Source organism: Flavobacterium sp. UBA2787 (assembly GCA_002352205.1).
Classification (GTDB): domain Bacteria; phylum Bacteroidota; class Bacteroidia; order Flavobacteriales; family Flavobacteriaceae; genus Flavobacterium.
Map to the genome: position 1 here is coordinate 98,032 of DEHZ01000010.1, position 21,710 is coordinate 119,741.

General features: G+C 33.1%; 18 protein-coding genes and 1 tRNA gene. 7 read left to right on the forward strand and 12 right to left on the reverse strand.

Annotation, left to right across the window (positions count from 1 at the left end):
* Nucleotides 1-15: 15 nt before the first annotated feature.
* From B4N66_RS07085 to B4N66_RS07105, 5 genes are all read right to left on the reverse strand, one after another.
* Complete coding sequence (locus tag B4N66_RS07085) at nucleotides 16-429, reverse strand: type II toxin-antitoxin system VapC family toxin (protein WP_291093460.1); 414 nt, start codon at nucleotides 427-429, stop codon at nucleotides 16-18.
* Nucleotides 426-677: a DUF6364 family protein gene (locus B4N66_RS07090; RefSeq protein WP_291093462.1), complete on the reverse strand. Its 252-nt coding sequence runs from the start codon at nucleotides 675-677 to the stop codon at nucleotides 426-428. Before B4N66_RS07090 ends, B4N66_RS07085 begins: the two co-directional genes overlap by 4 nt.
* 184 nt (nucleotides 678-861) lie before the next feature.
* On the reverse strand, nucleotides 862-1,575 hold the full coding sequence (locus B4N66_RS07095) for a hypothetical protein (protein WP_291093464.1): 714 nt from the start codon (nucleotides 1,573-1,575) through the stop codon (nucleotides 862-864).
* A 215-nt stretch (nucleotides 1,576-1,790) separates the two neighbouring features.
* Complete coding sequence (locus B4N66_RS07100) at nucleotides 1,791-6,098, reverse strand: LamG-like jellyroll fold domain-containing protein (protein ID WP_291093466.1); 4,308 nt, start codon at nucleotides 6,096-6,098, stop codon at nucleotides 1,791-1,793.
* Nucleotides 6,099-6,543: 445 nt separating this feature from the next.
* Nucleotides 6,544-6,617, reverse strand: a tRNA-Met gene (locus tag B4N66_RS07105).
* A gap of 147 nt (nucleotides 6,618-6,764) precedes the next feature.
* Here B4N66_RS07105 and B4N66_RS07110 point away from each other — a divergent pair.
* Together B4N66_RS07110 and B4N66_RS07115 are read left to right on the forward strand one after the other, a co-directional pair.
* Nucleotides 6,765-7,157 (forward strand): START-like domain-containing protein, encoded by a 393-nt coding sequence (locus tag B4N66_RS07110; protein WP_291093468.1) that lies wholly within the window; start codon nucleotides 6,765-6,767, stop codon nucleotides 7,155-7,157.
* 48 nt (nucleotides 7,158-7,205) lie between these two features.
* Nucleotides 7,206-8,042 (forward strand): aminotransferase class IV, encoded by an 837-nt coding sequence (locus B4N66_RS07115; protein ID WP_291093470.1) that lies wholly within the window; start codon nucleotides 7,206-7,208, stop codon nucleotides 8,040-8,042.
* On the opposite strand, the gene B4N66_RS07120 is transcribed toward B4N66_RS07115, so the two are convergent.
* The 5 genes from B4N66_RS07120 to B4N66_RS07140 all read right to left on the reverse strand — a co-directional run bounded on the left by B4N66_RS07120 (nucleotide 8,039) and on the right by B4N66_RS07140 (nucleotide 12,558).
* The gene (locus B4N66_RS07120; RefSeq protein ID WP_291093472.1) at nucleotides 8,039-8,599 is read right to left on the reverse strand and encodes a YqgE/AlgH family protein; all 561 of its coding nucleotides are present in this window, start codon (nucleotides 8,597-8,599) and stop codon (nucleotides 8,039-8,041) included. The two genes, B4N66_RS07115 and B4N66_RS07120, sit on opposite strands and share 4 nt — an antisense overlap.
* A 122-nt stretch (nucleotides 8,600-8,721) precedes the next feature.
* Complete coding sequence (locus B4N66_RS07125) at nucleotides 8,722-8,994, reverse strand: HU family DNA-binding protein (RefSeq protein WP_112084759.1); 273 nt, start codon at nucleotides 8,992-8,994, stop codon at nucleotides 8,722-8,724.
* Nucleotides 8,995-9,173: 179 nt separating this feature from the next.
* The gene (gene fmt / locus B4N66_RS07130; RefSeq protein ID WP_291093509.1) at nucleotides 9,174-10,121 is read right to left on the reverse strand and encodes a methionyl-tRNA formyltransferase; all 948 of its coding nucleotides are present in this window, start codon (nucleotides 10,119-10,121) and stop codon (nucleotides 9,174-9,176) included.
* Between the two features lies 1 nt (nucleotide 10,122).
* Complete coding sequence (locus B4N66_RS07135; protein ID WP_291093511.1) at nucleotides 10,123-12,015, reverse strand: RecQ family ATP-dependent DNA helicase; 1,893 nt, start codon at nucleotides 12,013-12,015, stop codon at nucleotides 10,123-10,125.
* 3 nt (nucleotides 12,016-12,018) lie between these two features.
* Entirely contained in the window at nucleotides 12,019-12,558 is a 540-nt protein-coding gene (locus tag B4N66_RS07140; protein WP_291093512.1) for an AAA family ATPase, read from the reverse strand.
* 222 nt (nucleotides 12,559-12,780) lie between these two features.
* On the opposite strand from B4N66_RS07140, the gene B4N66_RS07145 reads away from it, so the two are divergent.
* The 3 genes from B4N66_RS07145 to murA are packed head-to-tail and all read left to right on the forward strand — an operon-like array spanning nucleotide 12,781 to nucleotide 15,110.
* Nucleotides 12,781-13,065 carry a DUF493 family protein gene (locus tag B4N66_RS07145; protein ID WP_291093513.1) on the forward strand — a complete coding sequence of 95 codons (285 nt, stop codon included), beginning with the start codon at nucleotides 12,781-12,783 and terminating at the stop codon, nucleotides 13,063-13,065.
* 11 nt (nucleotides 13,066-13,076) lie between these two features.
* On the forward strand, nucleotides 13,077-13,784 hold the full coding sequence (locus tag B4N66_RS07150) for a DUF4290 domain-containing protein (RefSeq protein ID WP_291093515.1): 708 nt from the start codon (nucleotides 13,077-13,079) through the stop codon (nucleotides 13,782-13,784).
* Between the two features lie 15 nt (nucleotides 13,785-13,799).
* Nucleotides 13,800-15,110 (forward strand): UDP-N-acetylglucosamine 1-carboxyvinyltransferase, encoded by a 1,311-nt coding sequence (murA, locus tag B4N66_RS07155; RefSeq protein ID WP_291093517.1) that lies wholly within the window; start codon nucleotides 13,800-13,802, stop codon nucleotides 15,108-15,110.
* A 58-nt stretch (nucleotides 15,111-15,168) separates the two neighbouring features.
* On the opposite strand, the gene B4N66_RS07160 is transcribed toward murA, so the two are convergent.
* Both B4N66_RS07160 and aroQ read right to left on the reverse strand, forming a co-directional pair.
* Nucleotides 15,169-17,646, reverse strand: coding sequence for a DUF5686 and carboxypeptidase regulatory-like domain-containing protein (locus tag B4N66_RS07160; protein WP_291093520.1), 2,478 nt, complete (start codon nucleotides 17,644-17,646; stop codon nucleotides 15,169-15,171).
* 51 nt (nucleotides 17,647-17,697) lie between these two features.
* Nucleotides 17,698-18,114 (reverse strand): type II 3-dehydroquinate dehydratase, encoded by a 417-nt coding sequence (gene aroQ, locus B4N66_RS07165; RefSeq protein ID WP_291093523.1) that lies wholly within the window; start codon nucleotides 18,112-18,114, stop codon nucleotides 17,698-17,700.
* A gap of 132 nt (nucleotides 18,115-18,246) precedes the next feature.
* Between aroQ and B4N66_RS07170 the strand changes: the two genes are divergently transcribed.
* Both B4N66_RS07170 and B4N66_RS07175 read left to right on the forward strand, forming a co-directional pair.
* Nucleotides 18,247-19,890 carry a M14 family metallopeptidase gene (locus tag B4N66_RS07170; RefSeq protein WP_291093526.1) on the forward strand — a complete coding sequence of 548 codons (1,644 nt, stop codon included), beginning with the start codon at nucleotides 18,247-18,249 and terminating at the stop codon, nucleotides 19,888-19,890.
* Nucleotides 19,891-19,897: 7 nt separating this feature from the next.
* Nucleotides 19,898-21,652 (forward strand): M14 family metallopeptidase, encoded by a 1,755-nt coding sequence (locus B4N66_RS07175; protein WP_291093527.1) that lies wholly within the window; start codon nucleotides 19,898-19,900, stop codon nucleotides 21,650-21,652.
* The last annotated feature ends 58 nt before the right edge of the window (nucleotides 21,653-21,710 follow it).

A 21,710-nucleotide genomic window follows, 5' to 3' on the forward strand; every position in this document is an offset into this window, starting at 1 on the left:
CTGACGAGGTTTTTTTTATAAACTTTTTAAATATTCTTCCGCTGACATAACTGGAAGTAAAGAATGTTTAAAATCTTTTTGATTTCTGGTGATGATGATGTCACATTTTGAATCTAAAGCACAAAAATATTGTAACGCATCTTCAAAATCTTCAAAATCGGAGTTTAACGCTTTTTCCAGTATGCTTTCATTCATTGCAGCTATTTCACACAGAATTTTGAACTTTCTCAGTTTTTCTTTTGCATTTGCATTTCCTTCCGACTTGGTAAGAAAATAATTTACCGTAGCAAATGAAATAGGAGAAATAATCAGTTTTACTTTTTTGTGATCGGCTAAAGTAGCCAATTGAGCACTTGGAGTATAAAAAGGTTCTCGTTCTCCAAGAAAATCAAGCATAATATTAGTGTCTAAGAATAACTTTTTACTCATTTGTGTTTGTTCAAAAGATGTTCAGCATATTCTTTTTTGTAATCCAAATCAGCCGGCATTGAATTACCGGTTTTTATACTTTTTACAAAAGGAGAGATTTCAATGGAATCCTCATTTTTTGTTTCATTGGTAAGCGAATTCAAGTAATTCTCGATAATTCGAGACAAACTCACTTTCTTTTGAGCAGCATAAATCTTCGCTTTCTCAATGATTTCTTGATTTAATTTTAAGGTCAATTTTGTGTCCATAGCGATAAAGTTGTACGTGCAAATATATGAATTATATGCGTATAAATTTAGATTTAACATTTTTAGATCGAGAAATTTAGTAACTGGAGAAGAGGTAAAGTTGGATTTTGAGGGGCAAAAAGTTGAGCTATTCTTTGTAACTATTGAGTAGTAAACGAAAAGAATATCAAAATTTATTAATATTTTAGAGAGTATAAGCAATAGCATAACCAAATCGATTATATTCAATCAATTTTATCCAGACACCATTGTCATTTCTATAAATTGCTGTAAATCCCTTTCCATCAAAGCTTCTATTTTTACAAATCGTTATTCTAGCATATTTTTTGTCCTCAGAAAATAATGGTTTTGAAAATTGAAAAAAGATTTTTTTTTCGTAATTAATTTTAGAGTCAATATTCGAGGCGGTTACAAGTTCTTTATAAAATTTTTTATTTTTCCAAATTCTACTTTTATTCCAGAACCACTTTTTCTTTACTAGTAATGAATTTTCTTCGTTATTTCTGACAAGACTGTCATAAACTTTTGCTTCAATTTTGTATTTTACAAATTGAACATTTTTATTCTCAAGAGGTGAAATTGGATTTTTATATTCACTAGATACATATCTAACATTTTGCAAGTTATAATTTTTCCAGTCTATAGTTCCTACTAACTCTTTGTAAATAATATTAGTAGGAAAGTCTTTGTCACTTATTTTTAGTTCTCGAATTTGATAATTTTGAAGCGAGTCATGAATTACTGATTTTTCAAGACTTTTTGAAATCAAATAGTAATATTCATAATTTTCAGGAACTTCGATTTTGGCAACTTGATTTATAAAATTTTCAATATCAGAATTTTGTCCAAAAAAATTTAGATTGTAAAGGATTAAAATTATGAATAGAATTTGTTTCATTCTAATTATTGGTATTTATTTATTTGAGAAACAAACTTCTAGAAATTCAAAAACATTCTGTTGGATTTTAGAAGCTTTGTTTTGCTTATTTACTCTCAAATATACTAATTTTTAAAACAAATCATCAAATGCAAAATATTTTCAAAAAGTATATAAAAATGAAAAGCCCCTCACGTCGAGGGGCCTTTCGGTGTCAAAAATCAATTATCAAAACCCTATTTAATAATGATTTTTTTGCTAATTGTTCCGGCATTCGTTTGCACACGAACAATGTAGGTGCCAGCACTCACGTTGCTCACCGGTAATGAAATGTTGGTTTGGGTTTGGTTTTCAACATTCCAGGTGGCAAGGGTCTGACCCAGGATCGTAAAGATGCTCACTGTTTCCACAGTTACATCGGTTAAGTTATTTTTTATCGTTAGTAGATTTTGGGCATTGGTAAAAGCAACCGCAATTTCATTATCAAGGTTATGTTCACCTGTAGATAAGGTTCCGTTGTTAAACGTTAATTCAAAGCGGTTGTGAATTTCTCCTTGTGGTAATTCAATAGTAAAATGTTCGTTTTTAATTGAATGATATAATCCGGTTGTTTTGTCATGAATAAAAATGTCTGTTGCTTCATCCACATTTTCTGTTCCATCCAATGTAAACTGAACATTTCCGGCAGCATACGTTTTTATTCCTAACGGATAGGTTTTGTTCACATCAAAATACGAAGCACCTTGAATAATCAGTTTTACACCATTATTTAAGAAATACATGTCATTTTGTTGGTTGTCGATGTGAATAGCATCATATCCTAAATCAATATCTTCCGTTGCCAATTCATCCATAAAACCAATCAACAATTGTCTGTGGTAATTGTTATAGGAATTAAAACCAATTCTGATTTTCATGAATTCATCTTCGCTATACGTATCTTCTTGGTTGTTATCTGCTCCATATTCAATATCATCTTCACTAGTTGTTTGATTTTCACTTGATCTGAAAAGCACGCTTGAATTGGCATTGTTTTCTTTGATGAATAAACGTTGACTGTTATTGAAAACAAAGCTTCCTCCTGTTGTATTTCCTCTTACAAAGAAACCTTGTCCGACAGGAATAAATCTTCCTGGGATTCTCGTACTTGAACCTAATCCGCTAATTCCTGATGGAGAAACAGGAGCTGTTCCGCCCACTAAATTACGCGTTGCATAACCACCTTGATAACCTGAAAGAGTATGTGTGTTGTTGGTTGCAAAATGTTCCCAGATATACAATGTTCCGTTAATTGAACCTAAATTTTGACTAATAAATTCATTCGCATCCAAAGCAGATGGATATGGATTTCCGGATAAATTCAAATTGTTAGCAGAAACATAACTTGTGATTTCACCATTGTTTGGTTTGCCGATAAAAGTGAAATTCTGCGATGGGGTAGAGGCTCCGCTTCCTTTTAAGGTAAAGCCTTGACCTGCTAATAAAGCTCCGTTCTGACCAACAGTTGCCCAGTTGGCATAAATTGGAGATACGTTTTGGAATTTATAAATCCAATAGCTACTCAACGTAATCGGATTACTAGTTAACGGATTATTGGTGCTGCTAACCCAAGCAATATTTGTTGGATTGTCAGGGTTTGTTCCGTCTTTCATCACTCCGGCAACGGTGTAACCATGGTTTATGGTTGAATTATTGATAGAACTCACTGGCGAAGACCAATAGTTATAATTAAATTTATTGCTTTGACCTTGCTGATCACGTTCCAAATTACCAGTACTTGTTGCAGCTAATTCACTATTTACAGTTTGAATAAGTTGCGAACGATCTTTTAAATCAATTTTTCCGTCTAGTTTAAGATACCAATCATTTTGAAGTTTAGTATCATTGTTCATGGTTATTTTTACGTTTGGATCAACAAGTAATCCAACAGTAGTAATATTTGATGTTTCTGTGATATCGTGTTTCACTTGAATAATTGAATAATTCGAATCTATAACATCCATTCCTCTAACTTCATCAGTGGAATTATGAATTGCATTAGCAAAATTTCCGGATTGTGAAGTTACAAAAGGCATAGGAGCTTGTTGTGAATTTATAATTTTATGGTTAAAAATTCTCATTCCGCTTTCAGTATCAATACTTGGAGTGGTTAAATCATCAATAATATCATCTTTGTAAACATCCATTCTATAGTATCGAAGTAAGTTTGCAAAAGGTAACTCTTCAATGTTTTTAGGAACGATTGCACCTCTCACTTGACCATTATTATTTTCAATTTCCTGATACACCATTCTTTGCACTTGTTGAGCAGTTAAATTGGTGTTGAAAATTCTAACTTCATCAATTTTTCCTTTGAAGAAGTTATTGTTTGCATTAGGGTTTTTACCTAAGGTTAATGGCGTAGTGTCTGCATTAATTGAACTGTCTGTAGCATAACTTAAAACATTATTACCATTTACATAAATTCTTAAATATCCGTCACCAAGCGTTGCTGCAACATGATACCATCTGGAGGCACTTAGAGCGGTATTGTATGAAATAGTACTTCCGTTTAAAACTACTTGGAGTCTTCGACTACTGTTTACACGTATGTAAAATCTGTTTTGTCCAACCACTATTCCGTTTGAATTGTATGGATGCGTTAAATTAATCCAAGCCATGACTGAAACTTGTGATAATCCACCCAATACGGAAGAACCTTGAGCATAATCGTTTCTACCATCAAATTCCAGAAATAATTTTCGATTTAAATCTCTTGGAGATCCAAAATTTGAAGTATTGGTGTCGAAAGTATCAACAATTCCGTCCTTATCTAAATCGGCAGAGCCATCAATTTTCCCATCATTATTAGCATCTAAATTGGCATACAATCCCGATTGAATATCAAAAGTACCATCAGAATTTGAATCTAATTGAAGATAATCACTCACTCCGTTTGAATCGCTATCTTGGGCGTAAGCTCTTTCAATAGTTCCAAAAGAAGTTGAATTGTCATATAAATCTAAAATTCCGTCTCCATCACTGTCTGCACCATCACCGGTTCCATCGCCATTGATGTCGCCATCGCCGTTTAATAATCCAGCTTCATCTACATCAAAAAGTGAATCGTTATCACTGTCTAAGTCAAGATAATCAGGAATAGAATCGCCATCTGTGTCAGGAATGGAATAGTTTCCTGCTGAAGTTAATGTTTCAATGTAATCGTTTAGACCATTACCATTTTCATCTTTCCACAAGGAAGAATTGTTTAAATCAAAGGTAGATTTTTGGTTACTCATTTGTTTAAAACCCGCTTCTTCAATATCCGGAATACCGTCATTATCTGAATCTAAATCTAAATAATCAGGAACGCCATCTTTGTCTGTATCGATACATGATTGGTTTATTGAAATTTTTACATCATCAATAAAATTTCCAATCGATTGACTTCCGGAAGCGGTATAACCTGCTTGAAAAGTTAGAACAATTTGAGTTTGACCTTCAGGAATTACAAACACACCGGAATAAGTTCCCCATGCTGTGTTTCCATCCACCATTGTTGCAATTGGAGTTGATGCTAATGCATTTGATAATGAAGAACCAAATTTTACAAAAGCTTGATCTACACCTGACCTTCCTCTATGTTTAACAGACCAATTGATTGTTCCACCGGCACCGTTTAAGCAAAATGATTGGTATAAAATTCCCGGTACATTTGCATTTAATTCTGCAAATTGATTTCCGGAAGCAGCTGTAACGCCATTAAATCCAGAACTCCAAATTTCAATAAAGTTTTCGGCACTGGTTTGCCATCCGGGAACACTGTTTGTTGGTAAAATAGAGTAACTTGAAGCGGAGATAGAAGGACTTTCAAAATCACCGTTGGTAAAAAAGTCGGTAAAGCACGATTCGCATTCAATGGAATCTAAAATTCCGTCGTTATCTGAATCGAGGTCTGCATTATCTTCGATACCATCTCCATCGGTATCAACCATTGCGGTAATTGTAATATTATCGATGTAGAAGAATTCACTTGAATCAAGATTCGTTGATCTCACACGAATTCTCACGCTCGAATTATTATTTGGTATATTAAAAAAGTAAGGATTATTGGCTTGACCAGGTGTGGTATCGCCAGTTCCAAAAGCTAAACTTTGACCGCTACCACCATTATTACCATCAACAAGTTGAATAGATGTTGTGTAGTTTGAGCCATTGTCATATGAAAAATCGATAAATAAATCTTCGCTATCATCTACATTCGTCGCAGCAAAGGCAATAGAAACTTGAGCATTGGTGTAATTTGATAATGAAACATTTTCGAATACAACATTGCTTGAATTGTTTGAAGATCCGGAAAATCGAAGTGATCTTGTTCCGCTCATTGCAGTTGTAGTTGATACGGTAACATACGATGAAGAGGATACAGCGTACGATAAATTATCGGAAGTACTTCCTTCAAATCCTTGGTTTTTAAGCAAAACCTGCGAAAAACTTAACATTGTAGAAATTAGGAATGCAAATAAGCATCCTTTTTTTACATTATTAAATTGAATAGTTTTCATAATACTAAAATTTAGCTATTACTTTTTTTAATTGAATTTTTGACAAGCCAAAAGTAAGAAGCTAATTTTAAATAATCGATTAAATGTATAAAATAATCGATGAAATACATAAAAATATAATTAATATATGTAAAAAACTTACAATATGTTTTAAAATTAAGATATGTTATAGAATTGTTTTATACCTAATTAATATTGATTATTTCAAAACATAATCTATCGGGTATAATTTATTTTTTATAAAGTGATTTTAAATAAAGACAAGCGAGCAAGAAATTATTATAGAGGTTTAAAAATAGAAATTTTTAAAAGGTATGAATTAAAAACAGATATAATAAATATTAAAAGTATTTAGATGTACTATCTGTAAAAGTAATAAAATTGAAGACATAAAAAAAAACGGATTAAGGTTCTTAATCCGTTTACTTTCAAAGTAATAATCTTGTAGCGAGACCGAGATTTGAACTCGGGACCTTTGGGTTATGAATCCAACGCTCTAACCAACTGAGCTATCTCGCCAAATTCTTGCAGAACCTCTTCGGTAATGCGGGTGCAAATATATAAATAATAGTAAACCTTCCAAACATAAAATGATAAAATATTTTTATTTTAGAAAATGCTTTTTTTTTGACGTAATATTCAATATATTGCCCCAAAATAGTAAGAATGGATACAAAAGTACGATACGAAATAGAGTTTCCGCTAAACTCATCACCACAGTTACTTTATCAATATATCTCAACTCCTTCGGGTTTGTCTGAGTGGTTTGCTGATAATGTGAATTCTAGAGGCGAATTTTTTACATTCATTTGGGATGATACTCTGGAAAAGGCTCGTTTAGCTTCTAAAAAAACAAACGAACGAATAAAGTTCAAATGGTTGGATGAGCAAGATAAAGACACTGATTATTTTTTTGAATTGAGAATTATGGAAGATGAAATCACAAAAGACGTTTCTTTGGTGGTGATTGATTTTGCCTTTGAAGACGAATTGAGTGAGTCGAAATTATTATGGGAAAACCAAATATCTGATTTAAAGCATGTTATTGGTTCGGTATAATTAAATGGAATAAACGTATATTTGCCCTGTAAAATCAGGGCTTTTTTTATGGTTAATCTCAACGGGAATTTAGTAGGACACGAGTCGGTGTTAAGTCAGAATAGAGCATTTCTATATGGTGATGCGGTCTTTGAAACACTTAAAGTAGTGAACGGTAAAGTGTTGTTTATGGAAGATCATTATTTTCGATTAATGGCATCCATGAGAATTATTCGAATGCAAATTCCGATGAATTTTACGTTGGAGAATTTGGAAAAGCAAATTTTAGATTTGGCAGAAAAGAACTCTTGCTCTGATTCTTGCCGAATTCGTTTTACTGTTTATCGAAATAACGGCGGATTTTATTTGCCAACCGATAGAAATGTATCTTTTCTCATTTCAACTACGAAATTGGAAAGTAAATCTTACATAGTAAAAGAGGAGCCCTATGAGGTTGAATTGTTCAAAGATTTTTATGTAACCAAACAATTGCTTTCAACTATTAAATCTACCAACAAGCTAATCAATACCGTTGGAAGTATTTTTGCTGATGAAAATGGTTATCAAAACTGCCTTTTACTTAATGAGGAGAAGAATGTTGTGGAAGCTTTGAATGGAAATTTGTTTATGATTACCGGAAACAGATTGATTACTCCGCCACTCTCGGAAGGATGTTTAAACGGAATCATGCGTAAACAGATTTTAGCAATAGCAAAAAAGGTAGAAGGATTAGAAGTTTTAGAAGAACCAATTTCTCCTTTTGATTTACAAAAAGCAGACGAACTTTTTATAACCAATATTATTCAAGGAGTTCAACCCATCACAAAGTACCGTAAAAAAGAATTTGCAATAAACTGGTCTAAAATTTTATTAGAAAAAATAAATCAGTTAGCAGAAATTAATTAATTCAACATTGGATTTTCAGGAGCGTTAGACCAAATAAGATATTCTCCACCTAATTCCATGATTTTTTCTTTCCAAAAATTGGAAGATGACTTTTGAAGAATCTTTTGTTTGTAGCTATTTTCAATCAAAATCCAAGAATTAGAATTCATTTCAGTTTCTAATTGATTGGCATCCCAACCGGTATAGCCTAAAAAGAACCGAATATTATTTTTGTTTATTTCTCCGCTATTTATCAAGTCGCGGGTTTTCTCAAAATCACCACCCCAATAAATACCGTTAGAAATTTCAACACTATCCGGAATTAAATCAGGAACACTATGAATAAAATAAAGATTATCCTGCTCTACAGGACCTCCATTATAGATAGTAAAAGACGATTCAATTTCGGGAACTAAATCCATTAACGTATAATCAAGTGGTTTGTTAAGAATAAAACCAACTGAACCTTCATCGTTGTGATCGGCTAATAAAATAACCGACCTATTAAAGGACAAATCACCCAAAATAGAAGGCTCAGCAATGAGTAAATGACCTTTTTTAAGTTTTTCTGAAATCATATCCTTGCAATTTTTAGTTAAATTTAACAAATTTATTTCCAATTATCCAAATATTTTGAGAAAAACTATAAAAAAAAAGTCTCCCAAAATGGAAGACTTTTCTTTATATCAAATCAATTAGACTAGTTTACAGTACCTTCTAATTCTGCACCAGCTTTGAATTTAACAACATTCTTAGCAGCAATTTTGATAGTTTTTCCAGTTTGTGGATTTCTACCATCTCTTGCAGCTCTTTTAGATACTGACCATGATCCGAAACCTACTAAAGAAACTCTTCCACCTTTTTTCAAAGTAGCACCTACGTTTCCTAAAAATGATTCTAAAGCCAATTTAGCAGCTGCTTTAGTGATACCTGCATCTGCAGCAATAGCATCGATTAATTCTGATTTGTTCATAATAATAGTTATTAATTGTTGGTTAAACATAAAGTTAATTGTAACAAATTTAATAGGATTTCCTTACTGTACAAGTGTTTTCGTGAGTTTTCGTCAAATTTGTTGATAACTTGGGTCGTATTGTTGATAAAGCCGTGTTATTCGTCGGTATTTTTCACTTTTTTGAGTGTTTTCAGTGCCTAAAGAGCCATTGCCGAGGTAGAAAATTTCATTCCGTTGAGCAATTCCTGAACATTCATTTTCTTTTTTCCGGGGAATTGAATGCTTAAGATGTGAATAAAACCATCCGATACAGCAATTTTCATTTCCTTTTTGGCGGATTGAATTGTTCCAACTTGAAAAGAATGATTTTCTTTTTCAAAAGAGGCTTCATAGATTTTTACATTCCATTCCTGTTCTCCGTCTTGTACTAAGCTCCATGCTACCGGATATGGACTTAAACCTCGAATTAGATTAAAAATTTCTTCTCCGGATTTTGTCCAGTCAATTTTACAATTGTCTCGGTTGAGTTTATATGCAGTCTTTATTTCAGGAGAATCGTTTTGTAGAGTTGTTTGCACCGTTCCATTTTCAATCGCAACCAAAGTTTCAATTACGGTCTTACTTCCTAAAACCATTAATCTGTCATGCAATTGACCCACATTTTCTGTTGGTTCAATTGGTGTTTCGGCTGAATGAATAATGGCTCCGGTATCAATTTTATCATCAATAAAAAAAGTAGTCACACCGGTTTTGGTTTCACCATTAATAATTGCCCAATTAATAGGAGCTGCTCCTCTATAATTAGGTAGGAGGGAAGCATGCAAGTTAAATGTACCAAATTTTGGCATTTTCCATACCACTTCGGGCAACATTCTAAAAGCAACTACTACCTGACAGTTTGCGTTAAGACTTTTTAATTCTTCTAAAAAATTATCGTCTTTTAAATTGGTTGGTTGTAGAATTTTTAATCCTTTTTCTAAAGCATAATCTTTTACAGCAGAAGTATTTATTTTCTGACCTCTTCCGGCGGGTTTATCAGGAGCTGTGATTACGCCAACTACATTATATTTATGTTGTAAAATTGTATCTAAAATCCCAACGGCAAAATCGGGCGTTCCCATAAAAACGATGCGTAATTTTTCCATGCTATGCTTTTGTGTATTTATTATTGGGAAGAATAATGATTTTTTCTTCATCCAATAGTTCTTGTAATGCAAAGATAAGTTCCTGTTCTTTACAATCCATGATTTTTTCTAATTCACGGGAAGAATACGGTTTTTCAGAAATAATATTCAGAATCAATTGATTGAGTTGATTTGAATTATTGCTTTTTTCTTTTTTTGAAATGCAGTAGGAGCAAATTCCGCAATTGGTTGTGTTTTTCTCTCCAAAATAGGCTAGTATAAAACGACTTTTACAAATTTCATTATTAGTAACGTAATGAAAAACCTCTTCAATTTGTTCCTTTTTTAAATCGTTTTGCTTTTCTAAATATTTTGAAACGCGGTTTATTGTGCGTTCGTCTTCTCTAACTTCATTAAAAGTAATTATGGCATCGTTATTTTTGGCAATATAATCAACAATGCCTTTTTCTTTTAGACGATTTAAAACTGATTCAACTTGTTCTTCGGAACTGTTGCTTTTTCGTGCAATAAGTGAAAGATTTACAGCGGTTTGATATTCATAGATACCAGGGTACGTTCGCAAAAAAGCTAAAATGATTTCCTCTTCAGAAGGATTCAAGCTGATGTATCGAATCACTTCCTTACTTTCAATAATGAATTGCAAATTGATTTTTTCTGAATATTCCTGCGTAAAACTGATGATTCCTTGACGGTCTAAAAATTGCAAACCTGAATACGTTTTTATGATAGGAAAATTATATTGCGAACAAAAGTGATTCAAATTAAACGGAAATTCTTCATTAATTCCTTCGCCGTATGCAATTTGAAAATAATTACACAATTTAATATAAACTGTTTTCAGAAATTCTTTATCTGGCAAATTGGCGATGAATTGCGATTTTGCTGAATTCACGTCACCCGGACCAACCAATAAAACAGCATATGCTTTTTCTCCATTTCTTCCGGCACGACCGGCTTCTTGATAATAGTTTTCAATATTTTCCGGCAATTGAATATGAATGACAGTTTTTACGTTGGATTTGTCAATTCCCATTCCAAAAGCGTTGGTTGCCACCATGACTTGTACTTTTTCACTCATCCACAAATCCATGTTTTTTGTCTTTTCTTTCATTGGCAAACCACCGTGATAAAAAGCGGCTTTAAAACCCATTTGTTGCAATTGATTGGCAACATCATAACACGATTTACGGTTTCGCACATATATAATAGAAGATTCCGGATTTTTGCTCAACATTCTTTCAATTTTGTGCAACTTATCTTCCGTTTCCACAACCATATAAGCAATATTTTCTCTGGAAAACGATTTTTGAAAAACGGTTGGTTTCTCTAATTTTAATTGCTCAATAATATCCTTTTTAACCCGTTCTGTTGCCGAAGCCGTTAAAGCCAAAAAAGGAACTTCCGGAAAGAAACTTTTTAATTGTCCAATTTTTAAATAAGACGGTCTAAAATCGTGGCCCCATTGCGAAACACAATGAGCTTCGTCAATCGCAATTAAATTTAGCGGAAGATTTTTGATTTTTTCTAAGACCCAATCTTGTTCTAATCGTTCGGGTGAGAGGTATAAAAATTTGTAGTTTCCGTATAAACAATTATCTAACAAGGTAATGGTTTCGTCGGTAGAAATTCCGCCGGTTAATGCTAAAGCTTTTATATCTCTTTTGGAAAGGTTTTCTACTTGATCTTTCATCAAGGCAATCAAAGGAGAAATTACCAGACATATTCCGTCTTTCATTAAAGCCGGAACTTGAAAACATATTGATTTTCCTCCTCCGGTGGGCATTAACCCAAATGTATCAGATCCGGATAGAACGGCGTTTATAATTTCTTTTTGAGGCGTTCGAAATTCATCATATCCCCAATATTTTTTTAGAATTTCTTCGGCTTTTATCATTTTTTATCGCGATATGGCATCTAAGATAAAAAGAATTCTTTTATCTTGTACATCCAACGGAACTTCTATCAGTTCGTAGCCATAATTTTCGTAAGTTTCCTTCAAATGATTATAGATGAGTTTGGCTTGTTCGAAGTTTTCATAACGTTCTTCATCCGATTGATAAATTTCTTCCCATGGCGGTAAAAGAAAGACTTTTGTGTATTTATTTGTACGGCATTCTTCATCAAAAAAAGAAGGATAACTATCTCCAATATAATGCATATAGGCTAAAATATCAGGAATGCCGCGATCTAAAAAAATTAATTTTTCTGAATGTTCATTCGCCTGAATGTATTGTTTTTTTCTTCCTTCCAACAACAATTCACTAAACAATAATGGTTTTTCCAGAAATAATTGTTCAATTCCCTGTTTTCGGGCATCGTTAATAATTTCTCTGGAAATTTCAGGAAAACAAGTGTAACCTTTTTCAAGTAATCCGTTAATAATTGTTGTTTTTCCTGTTCCGGGACCACCGGTTATAACTATAATTTCTTTATTCACAAGTATTCAATAAGGTGGTAAATTTAGAAAAATACTCAGCTTGTAAACAAACTTTTGCAGAACTTTAAGTCTTATTAAATAAATTTGTTCAGAAATTTAATAAGATAATTTTCAATTCAAACTAAATGAATGATTTAAACTCAGCTACAAATCATTAAAATTCAATTTCAATTTTCTAAAATCTAAAATCAATACTGTATATTTGCCTATAATAAAAATGTTATGGATAAGAATACAGAAGAATTTTATGAAAGACTGAAAGAAGAATTACGAACTACTTCAAATTGGCCTTCCATTTACCTTTATAAATTTATTGTTCCAACCGATACTTCAAAAATAATTGCTGTGGAAGAAGCGTTTAATAACATGGGTGCAGTGATTAACACCGTACAATCAAAAACCGGTAAGTTTACCAGCGTTTCCATTAATGTTAGCATGGAAAGTCCGGAACATGTAGTGGCAAAATACCAAGAAGTTTCTACAGTAGAAGGAATAATTTCGCTTTAAAAAATACGAAAATGACTCACAATGAAAAAGCACATGATATTGTGCATGTATTAGAATATAATGCCGAGCGACCTCATTTAATGATACCTGAATATGGCCGTCATTTACAAAAATTAATCGATCAGGCAACCATTATTGAAGATAGAGAAGAGCGTAACAAAGCTGCTCGATATATCATTAAAGTAATGGGAAGTTTGAATCCGCACTTGCGTGATGTGCTTGATTTTCAACATAAATTATGGGATCAACTCTTCATCATGTCTAATTTTAAATTAGAGGTTGATAGTCCGTATCCTATTCCAACTCGTGAAGTTATCAACCTTAAACCGGAACGATTGGGGTATCCTCAAAAATTTCCAAAGTATCGTTTTTACGGAAACAACATCAAATACATGATTGATGTGGCTAACAGTTGGGAAGAAAGTGAGTTAAAATCGGCTCTCATCAAAGTTATTGCCAACCACATGAAAAAGTCTTATTTAAGTTGGAATAAAGATACCGTTGATGATAAGGCAATCTTTGATCATTTATTTGAACTTTCCGGCGGACGAATTGATTTGCATCAAAGTACAGAAGAATTGCTGAATACGTCTGATTTAATGCGAACCAATAAAAAGGTTTCCAATAAAAACATGCCGCTTATTCAAAAAAATCCTCTGATTAAGAAAAACAACAAAAATATAAAGGCAAAACCGTATAAAAATAACAATCAGAAATAATCGCTATAAACGAATATGGGAACATTCAAAATAGAAGGCGGTCATCGTCTTAAAGGAGAAATTCATCCGCAAGGAGCAAAAAATGAAGCATTACAAATTTTATGTACGGTACTGCTAACGCCTGAAAAGGTTACGATTAACAACATTCCGGATATTTTGGATGTCAATAAATTAATTACACTTTTAGGAAACTTAGGTGTAAAAATGCAAAAAAACGGACCCGGTTCCATTACGTTTCAAGCAGATGAAGTAAATGTAGGTTATTTGGAGACCGAAGCATTTAAAAAAGAAGGTGGTTCATTACGTGGTTCTATCATGATTGTTGGTCCGCTTTTGGCTCGTTTCGGAAAAGGATATATTCCAAAACCGGGTGGCGATAAAATTGGAAGAAGACGATTAGATACGCATTTTGAAGGATTTATCAATTTAGGTGCAAAATTCAGATACAATAGAGAAGACCATTTTTATGGCGTTGAAAATGAAGGAAGATTAAAAGGAGCTTATATGCTTTTGGATGAAGCTTCCGTTACGGGTACGGCTAATATTGTAATGGCTTCTGTTTTGGCAGAAGGAACAACAACAATTTATAATGCTGCTTGTGAACCTTATTTGCAGCAATTGTGTGGTATGCTAAATTCGATGGGAGCAAAGATCACCGGCGTTGGTTCAAATTTATTAAATATCGAAGGTGTTGAAAGTTTAGGTGGTTGCACACACCGTATTCTTCCCGATATGATTGAAATTGGAAGCTGGATTGGTTTAGCTGCTATGACCAGAAGTGAAATTACCATTAAAAATGTAAGTTGGGATAATTTAGGTGTAATTCCATCGGTTTTTAGAAAATTAGGAATCACGATTGAACGTCGTGGCGACGATATTTATATTCCTGAACATAAAGATGGTTATGAAATTAAGAAAGATATCGATGGTTCTATTCTAACCGTTGCCGATGCTCCGTGGCCAGGATTTACGCCTGATTTATTGAGTATTGTTCTCGTGGTGGCTACACAAGCAAAAGGGGAAGTGTTAATTCACCAAAAAATGTTTGAAAGCCGTTTGTTCTTCGTGGATAAATTGATTGACATGGGAGCAAAAATTATTCTGTGTGATCCGCACCGTGCCATTGTTATCGGACATAATTTTCAATCGCAATTGAAAGCTACTACTATGTCATCACCTGATATTAGAGCAGGAATTTCATTATTAATTGCTGCTTTGTCGGCAAAAGGAACAAGTACTATTCAGAATATTGAACAGATTGATAGAGGTTATGAACGAATTGACGAACGATTAAGAGCCATTGGTGCAAACGTTGTCAGAATTTAGTTTTACATATAAAAAATAAAAAAAAGAGAGTAGTTTTTTAATTACTCTCTTTTTTGTTTTAGTCGATAACCTTCAATAATTCAAGACCAATCATAATTCCATCGTTTAAGAAAGTAGTTCCGTTATACGATCGAATATAATCTAATCGAAGCAATTTAAATTTTCCAAAGCCCAATTTGTCTAAACCGATGCTAAATTCTTGATAAGGTTTATTCTCCGGTGTGGCTAAATGATGATAGCCAATAATCATTGTAGATTTTAGTTTGTTGAGCAATGGTATTTTATTCATAATAAAACCATCAAAATTATGCTCAACATGCATTTCCGTATAACTATCATTCGTGCTATGCGAATAGTATGGAAGTAAATTAAACATATCTAAATAACGATTATTTGGACTGATAATGATTTGATTTCCATTAAAATGTTTATAGTCTACAAATGAAATTTCATCTGCATTAAAGAATTTTCCACCTTTTAAATTAATGGCGAAATTTCCTTTATTTCCAAGTGTTTGTTCATAAAATACTCGTGCTGCAACAAAATCATAATTATATTTTGATTCACTTGCGGCAAAACCTTTTTCATAGCCTAAATAAAGAGTAGGGTACTTTTCATTTGGAATAATAAATTTTCCGTCCGGTCTTGAAAAGTATTTTTGTCCAAAATTGATACGAGCATTTACATTTGCTTTCACTAAATTATTTCGTTCAAAGCCGGGATTTACATAATCATCTTCATCTAGCGGATTATTCGACATAAAATCAATTTTATTTTTAATAATCACATAATCGGTGTTATTAAAAAGCGGACTTCTTTCTGCATATTCCAATGAACCCTGCATATGTAGCCCGTTAATAACTTCTTGACTATAGGTCACATTAGCAAAGTTTTTTTCATACACTTTCATGTGGTTTTCTTTTAAAAATAAAGAAACAACTGTGTTTGCAAGTCTGCCGATGGGCTCGTTTTGGTTAAATTGTGTGACTTCGCTACCACCTTTTATACTTAAAAAACTATTTGTCTTTGCACTTAATCGCGACAGAAAATAACCTGATGCCCGAAAACGTTCTTCGGCAAAACCATAATTAAATTTTGTGCCAAAGGTGGTATATTTTCGATCATCTTTACTTCGTTTAGTATACGATAATGAAGTTGATAAATTCCAACCTTGCACTGTGTTATACAAAGGAATTTTGAACAATCCCGCATAATTTAAACGCCAATTTTTTTCTGAATTTTGATAAGAATAACCCGTGATTATTTTCTGAATCTTAAATTTATTATTCAAACGATCAATAGAATCCAAATACGGTTTTGAATTTCGAACCAATTGAATACTGTCTTTTCTAATGTAATCATCACTTTCTTCTTCAGTTAATGGAACAGGTCGCATTTGGTTCCAATAGGTAGAATCCTTTTTATTAGCATTGTCCTCAAAACTCAAAATTTCTCTCGAAAAAGTTTTAGCATCAAAGGCTTCTTTAAAGTCATAATTGCTGTAAACATGCGTAAACTTTCCTGTAAATTTGATTCCGAAAGCCCCGGCCTCAAATTCTAAACTTTGCGAATTTTTTGCCCATAGTTGATTGTTGTCATTAAAACTGAAATTCTGTTTCAATTTCATCACATCCAAAAATTCTTGCTTCATTCGATAACCTTTGATGTCTAAATCGATACCGTAAATTGCCCAACTGTCTTCCAAAATATAAATATAACCTTCAAAAACAGGTTCGCCGTCTCTTCTCGGAATTACTTTAATTTTATTGATTAAGTTGTTTCGTTCATCATAAAAAGCACCATCTAAGGTGTATTTGTAATAACTAAACGCATTTTCTGCAAGCGGTGAAATCATACTGATATTTACATTAATTGTATTATCATAAAAATCATACATGGTTGCTCTGGCTGTGTTGTAGCTATAGCCATTGTCTCTTCCACTAATTTTTGAAGCGATGATTTTTTCATTCAAATTATCAGGTTTTTCAAAGATAATTTTGGAGACAGTTTCTGATAAATATAAAATTCCGGTTCCGGTAGAGTCTAACGCACCATCAAAATCACCTAATTCTTGACCTAATATTTTTTTAGGAGCATTTTTCAATCGAAAAATTCCACGAGAATAAAAGTCTGCTGTAAATCGTGCTGTTTTCAGGGAGTTTTTTTGCTTATTCGCTATTGCATTTCGAATAATGGCATTGGCCGGATTATCTTTTGAACTCAAAACAACTTCATTCAAATTATAATTCTCCTCAATCAATTTAACATCAAAAGTATATGGAAATTTGTTTATGTTTAAGATGTGTTTTTGCGTTTTATATCCTAAATATTGATAAACAACAGCCACTTTTTCCTGATTTTGAACATTAAGTTCATAAAAGCCATTTTCGTTTGAAGTTGTTCCGATATAGGTATTTTCAATATAAATATTTACAAAAGGCAAAGGATTTCCTGACTCATCAGTTATTTTTCCTTTAATTTGAGCGAATGAAATTATTGATACTAAATTAAGTATAAGAACGATACTATATTTCATGTGTAGGTTTTGCGAGACGAGTTAGTAGTATAAAGTTGAAAGCGTATTTTTTTATTTTATTAATGATAGAAGGGCCAATTCATAACTTTTTAATCCAAATCCAACAATTATTCCGGCAGCATTAGGCGAAATAAAGGAATGATGTCTGAATTCTTCACGAGCAAATGTATTCGAAATGTGTACTTCAATTACAGGCGTTTGAATGGCTTTTACAGCATCTCCAATTCCAACAGAAGTATGTGTATAAGCCGCAGCATTTAAGATAATTCCATCAAATGAAAATCCGGTTTCTTGAATTTTATCAATCAGTTCTCCCTCGATATTGCTTTGGTAATAAAACAGTTCCAAATTAGGATATTTCTCTTGAAGCGATTTAAAAAAATCTTCAAACGATTGATTACCATAAATGTCCGGTTCTCTTTTTCCTAAGAGATTTAAATTTGGACCATTAATAATTATAATTTTCATAGAAAGCGTTTTGGAGTAAATTTATCAAAAAAATCATACTTTCAAATCTATTACTTAAAAACATTAGTTTAATATTAACATTTTGATAGGTTTGAAACAACTATTTTTATGGTTCTAACAAAACATCATCAAATGAGAAAAAAAATACTATTTTTCTTCCTATTCATTTTCGGATTCAGTCAAGCTCAAAATGACTACCTTACTTATGAAGATTTATCAAAAAAACTTAAAGAATTAGCATCAAAAAACAAATCGTGTTCCGTTAAATCAATTGGAAAAAGCAGTGGCGGAAAAGATATTTGGCTCTTAACACTTTCATCATCAGAAAAAGCCAAACCCGCACTTTTAATTACTGCCGGAATTGATGGAAAACACCAAGCCGGTACTCAAATTGCCGCTAAACTAATTGAGCAATTGCTTGACGATGCCAATCTTTCCAAATTATTAGAAGATAAAACCTTGTATTTTGTTCCTTCTGTAAATCCTGATGCAATTGCTGCGTATTTCACTAAATTAAAATTTGAAGAAAGTGGAAATGCAACCAAAACTGATGATGACCGCGATGGAAAAATAGGCGAGGATGGTTTTGAAGATTTGAATAATGATGGTTATATCACTCAAGTTAGAATTGAAGATGTAACTGGAAGTTATATCGAAAGTCCCGATGATGCCCGAATTTTAATCAAAGCCGATCCTTCAAAAAATCAGGTTGGAAAATTCAGTTTGATTTCCGAAGGATTTGATAATGATAAAGATGGCAAATTCAACGAAGATATTTCGGAAGGTGTAAACATTGATAAAAATTTCACGTTCGATCATCCTGTTTTTGAAAAAGGTTCCGGTGTTTATGTTGCTTCTGAACCGGAAACCAGATCATTGTTGGATTTTTTATACCTCAATCAACATATTTATGGTGTGCTAACATTTGGAATGCACAACAATTTGTCGGAAGCTCCAAAATTCGACAGCAAATCGGCCAGCAGTAGAATTGTTAAAAGTTGGTTGGAAAATGATGTGAAAGCAGCTGAGCATGTTTCAAAATTGTATACCGAAAAAGCAGCCATCAAAGACGGACCAAAATTGCCGATGACAAAAGGTAATTTTGCTCAAACAGCTTATTATCATGCCGGAAAATTCAGTTTTTCAACGCCTGGTTGGTGGATAGATAAAGTGGAAGAGAAAAAAGATTCAACCGAAGCAAAAACCGAAAAACCTAAAAAAGGTGAAAAATCAGAAGTAAACCCTGAAATTGAATTTTTAAAATGGGCTGAAAGAAATCAGTTAAACAATGTTTTTGTGAATTGGACAAGTATCAAACATCCCGATTTTCCCAATCAAAAAGCAGAAGTTGGCGGATTTGTTCCGTATGTGATGAATAATCCACCGTCTAAATTTTTGGATGAATCGGTTGCAAAACACAAACTTTTTTTGGTAGAATTAGTGAATGCAATGCCAAAAATTGAAACGACAGTTCCTGTGGTAGAAAAGTTAGATAGCAATTTATACCGCATCACCATTAAAGTGGTTAACAAAGGAATGTTACCCACGTATGCTGAAATTGGTGATAAAATCCGTTTCGTTTCTCGCATGAAAACCGAAATTATGCTGAACAATAATCAGAAAATGGTTTCAGGAAGAAAATACTTTTTGCGAAACACGCTTCAACCCAATGAATCGGAAGAATATTCGTGGTTGGTTTCCGGATCGGGAACGGCAACTATTACAACTGGTTGTGCAACAACAGGAATCAAAGAAATTAAGGTTGAATTGAAATAAGATAAACATGAAAAGATATATACTGACTACTATTTTATGTTTGTTAATGGCAAATGTAAATGCACAAAAAAATGATATTGCTCCTCAGGATTTAAACGGAATGAGAGCAATCGGTTCGCCGGCAAATCCAAAAGTTCGCATGTCTTGGGATCGGTACCACGATTATGCACAAATTACTCAGTTTTGTAAAGATTTGGTAAAAGCCTATCCCAATTTGGTAAAAATGGAATCCATCGGAAAATCTTTTGAAGGAAGAGATATTTGGTTGTTAACCGTTTCCGATTTCAAAACCGATAAAACAGAAAATAAACCGGGTTTCTATATTGATGGTGGAATTCACGCTAATGAATTGCAAGGTGTTGAAATTTCAATGTACACTGCTTGGTATTTGGCAGAAAGTTTCCAAACCGTAAAATTCATTAATACCTTATTAAAGGATAAAGTATTTTACATTGCGTTGACCATTAGCCCTGATTCACGTGAGAATTTTATCTACAAAGAAAATACGGCCAATTCTTCTCGTTCAGGAATGCGTCCGTTTGATAACGATGGCGATGGATTGGTGAATGAAGATAAATACAATGATTTAGATGGCGATGGAAATATCGTCATGATGCGAAGAAAATCAAAAACCGGACGATATAAAATTGATCCAAAATACCCAAGCAGAATGTATCAAGTGCGAGGTGATGAAATGGGTGAATATGAATTATTGGGTTACGAAGGACTTGATGCAGACGGAGACGGATTAGTAAACGAAGACCAATTGGGAACCTATGATCCAAATCGTGATTGGGCTTGGAATTGGCAACCCGATTATGTGCAGAGAGGAGCTCTTTTTTATCCCGGAACGTTACCTGAAACCAGAGCTGTAAAAGATTTTATCGTTAGTCATCCAAATATTGCCGGAGCACAAAGTTATCATAATTATGGTGGGATGTTTCTCCGCGGGCCGGGTGCTGCAGAAGATGATCCGTTGTTCAGCAGACAAGATATTGAAGTGTATGATAACATCGGTAAATTAGGAGAGAAGATGATTCCCGGCTATAATTATTTTGTATTGCACAAAGATTTATACACGGTGTATGGTGGTGAAATTGATTTTCTATCATTAACACGTGGCATTTTTACGTTTAGTAATGAATTGATGACTTCATACAAGTTATTCAACCAAAAAAGTTCATGGAGTCGTTGGGATAACGATGAGTTTAATGAATTTGATAAATACCTTTTATTTGGTGATGGTTATGTGGAATGGAAACCGTTCAATCACCCGCAGTTTGGTGAAATTGAAATTGGTGGAGCTAAGAAGAATTATATCAGAAATCATCCGGGTTTTATGTTGCAGGAAGATGCTCATCGAAACATGGCTTTCACACTATACCATGCCTATCAAACGCCAAAATTAGAAATTTTAGACATTAAAACCGAAAAACTTTCCGGAGGATTAACAGCAGTTACTGCAACTATAATGAATACACGAATTATTCCAACGCATTCATCGATTGATGTAAAAAATAAAATTGAGCGACCTGATTTTATTACACTAAAAGGAGCCAATGTGATAGCCGGAATGACTGTTCAAAACGAAGACTTGAATTTGTTTACTGAACAAAAACATAGTCCACAAACCATTGAAATCGATAATATTCGTGGAATGGGAAGCGTAAAAGTTCGTTGGTTTGTGAGCGGAAATGCAAATGGAGCAACTGTTGAGGTTTCCAGTGCAAAAGGTGGATTTGTGTCTGATAAAGTAAAATAGAAAAAAATTAGCCATATAAGTCATATAAGTTTAGAGTGTCTGAAAACTTATATGACTT

What these genes read in the sequence shown, in the direction of transcription:
- B4N66_RS07110 (WP_291093468.1), top strand. Translation starts at nt 6,765, where the DNA reads ATGGATACAAAAGTACGATACGAAATAGAGTTTCCGCTAAACTCATCA.
- murA (WP_291093517.1), top strand. Translation starts at nt 13,800, where the DNA reads ATGGGAACATTCAAAATAGAAGGCGGTCATCGTCTTAAAGGAGAAATT.
- B4N66_RS07145 (WP_291093513.1), top strand. Translation starts at nt 12,781, where the DNA reads ATGGATAAGAATACAGAAGAATTTTATGAAAGACTGAAAGAAGAATTA.
- B4N66_RS07085 (WP_291093460.1), bottom strand. Translation starts at nt 429, where the DNA reads ATGAGTAAAAAGTTATTCTTAGACACTAATATTATGCTTGATTTTCTT.
- B4N66_RS07125 (WP_112084759.1), bottom strand. Translation starts at nt 8,994, where the DNA reads ATGAACAAATCAGAATTAATCGATGCTATTGCTGCAGATGCAGGTATC.
- aroQ (WP_291093523.1), bottom strand. Translation starts at nt 18,114, where the DNA reads ATGAAAATTATAATTATTAATGGTCCAAATTTAAATCTCTTAGGAAAA.
- B4N66_RS07150 (WP_291093515.1), top strand. Translation starts at nt 13,077, where the DNA reads ATGACTCACAATGAAAAAGCACATGATATTGTGCATGTATTAGAATAT.
- B4N66_RS07160 (WP_291093520.1), bottom strand. Translation starts at nt 17,646, where the DNA reads ATGAAATATAGTATCGTTCTTATACTTAATTTAGTATCAATAATTTCA.
- fmt (WP_291093509.1), bottom strand. Translation starts at nt 10,121, where the DNA reads ATGGAAAAATTACGCATCGTTTTTATGGGAACGCCCGATTTTGCCGTT.
- B4N66_RS07135 (WP_291093511.1), bottom strand. Translation starts at nt 12,015, where the DNA reads ATGATAAAAGCCGAAGAAATTCTAAAAAAATATTGGGGATATGATGAA.
- B4N66_RS07115 (WP_291093470.1), top strand. Translation starts at nt 7,206, where the DNA reads ATGGTTAATCTCAACGGGAATTTAGTAGGACACGAGTCGGTGTTAAGT.
- B4N66_RS07090 (WP_291093462.1), bottom strand. Translation starts at nt 677, where the DNA reads ATGGACACAAAATTGACCTTAAAATTAAATCAAGAAATCATTGAGAAA.
- B4N66_RS07100 (WP_291093466.1), bottom strand. Translation starts at nt 6,098, where the DNA reads ATGAAAACTATTCAATTTAATAATGTAAAAAAAGGATGCTTATTTGCA.
- B4N66_RS07170 (WP_291093526.1), top strand. Translation starts at nt 18,247, where the DNA reads ATGAGAAAAAAAATACTATTTTTCTTCCTATTCATTTTCGGATTCAGT.
- B4N66_RS07095 (WP_291093464.1), bottom strand. Translation starts at nt 1,575, where the DNA reads ATGAAACAAATTCTATTCATAATTTTAATCCTTTACAATCTAAATTTT.
- B4N66_RS07175 (WP_291093527.1), top strand. Translation starts at nt 19,898, where the DNA reads ATGAAAAGATATATACTGACTACTATTTTATGTTTGTTAATGGCAAAT.
- B4N66_RS07120 (WP_291093472.1), bottom strand. Translation starts at nt 8,599, where the DNA reads ATGATTTCAGAAAAACTTAAAAAAGGTCATTTACTCATTGCTGAGCCT.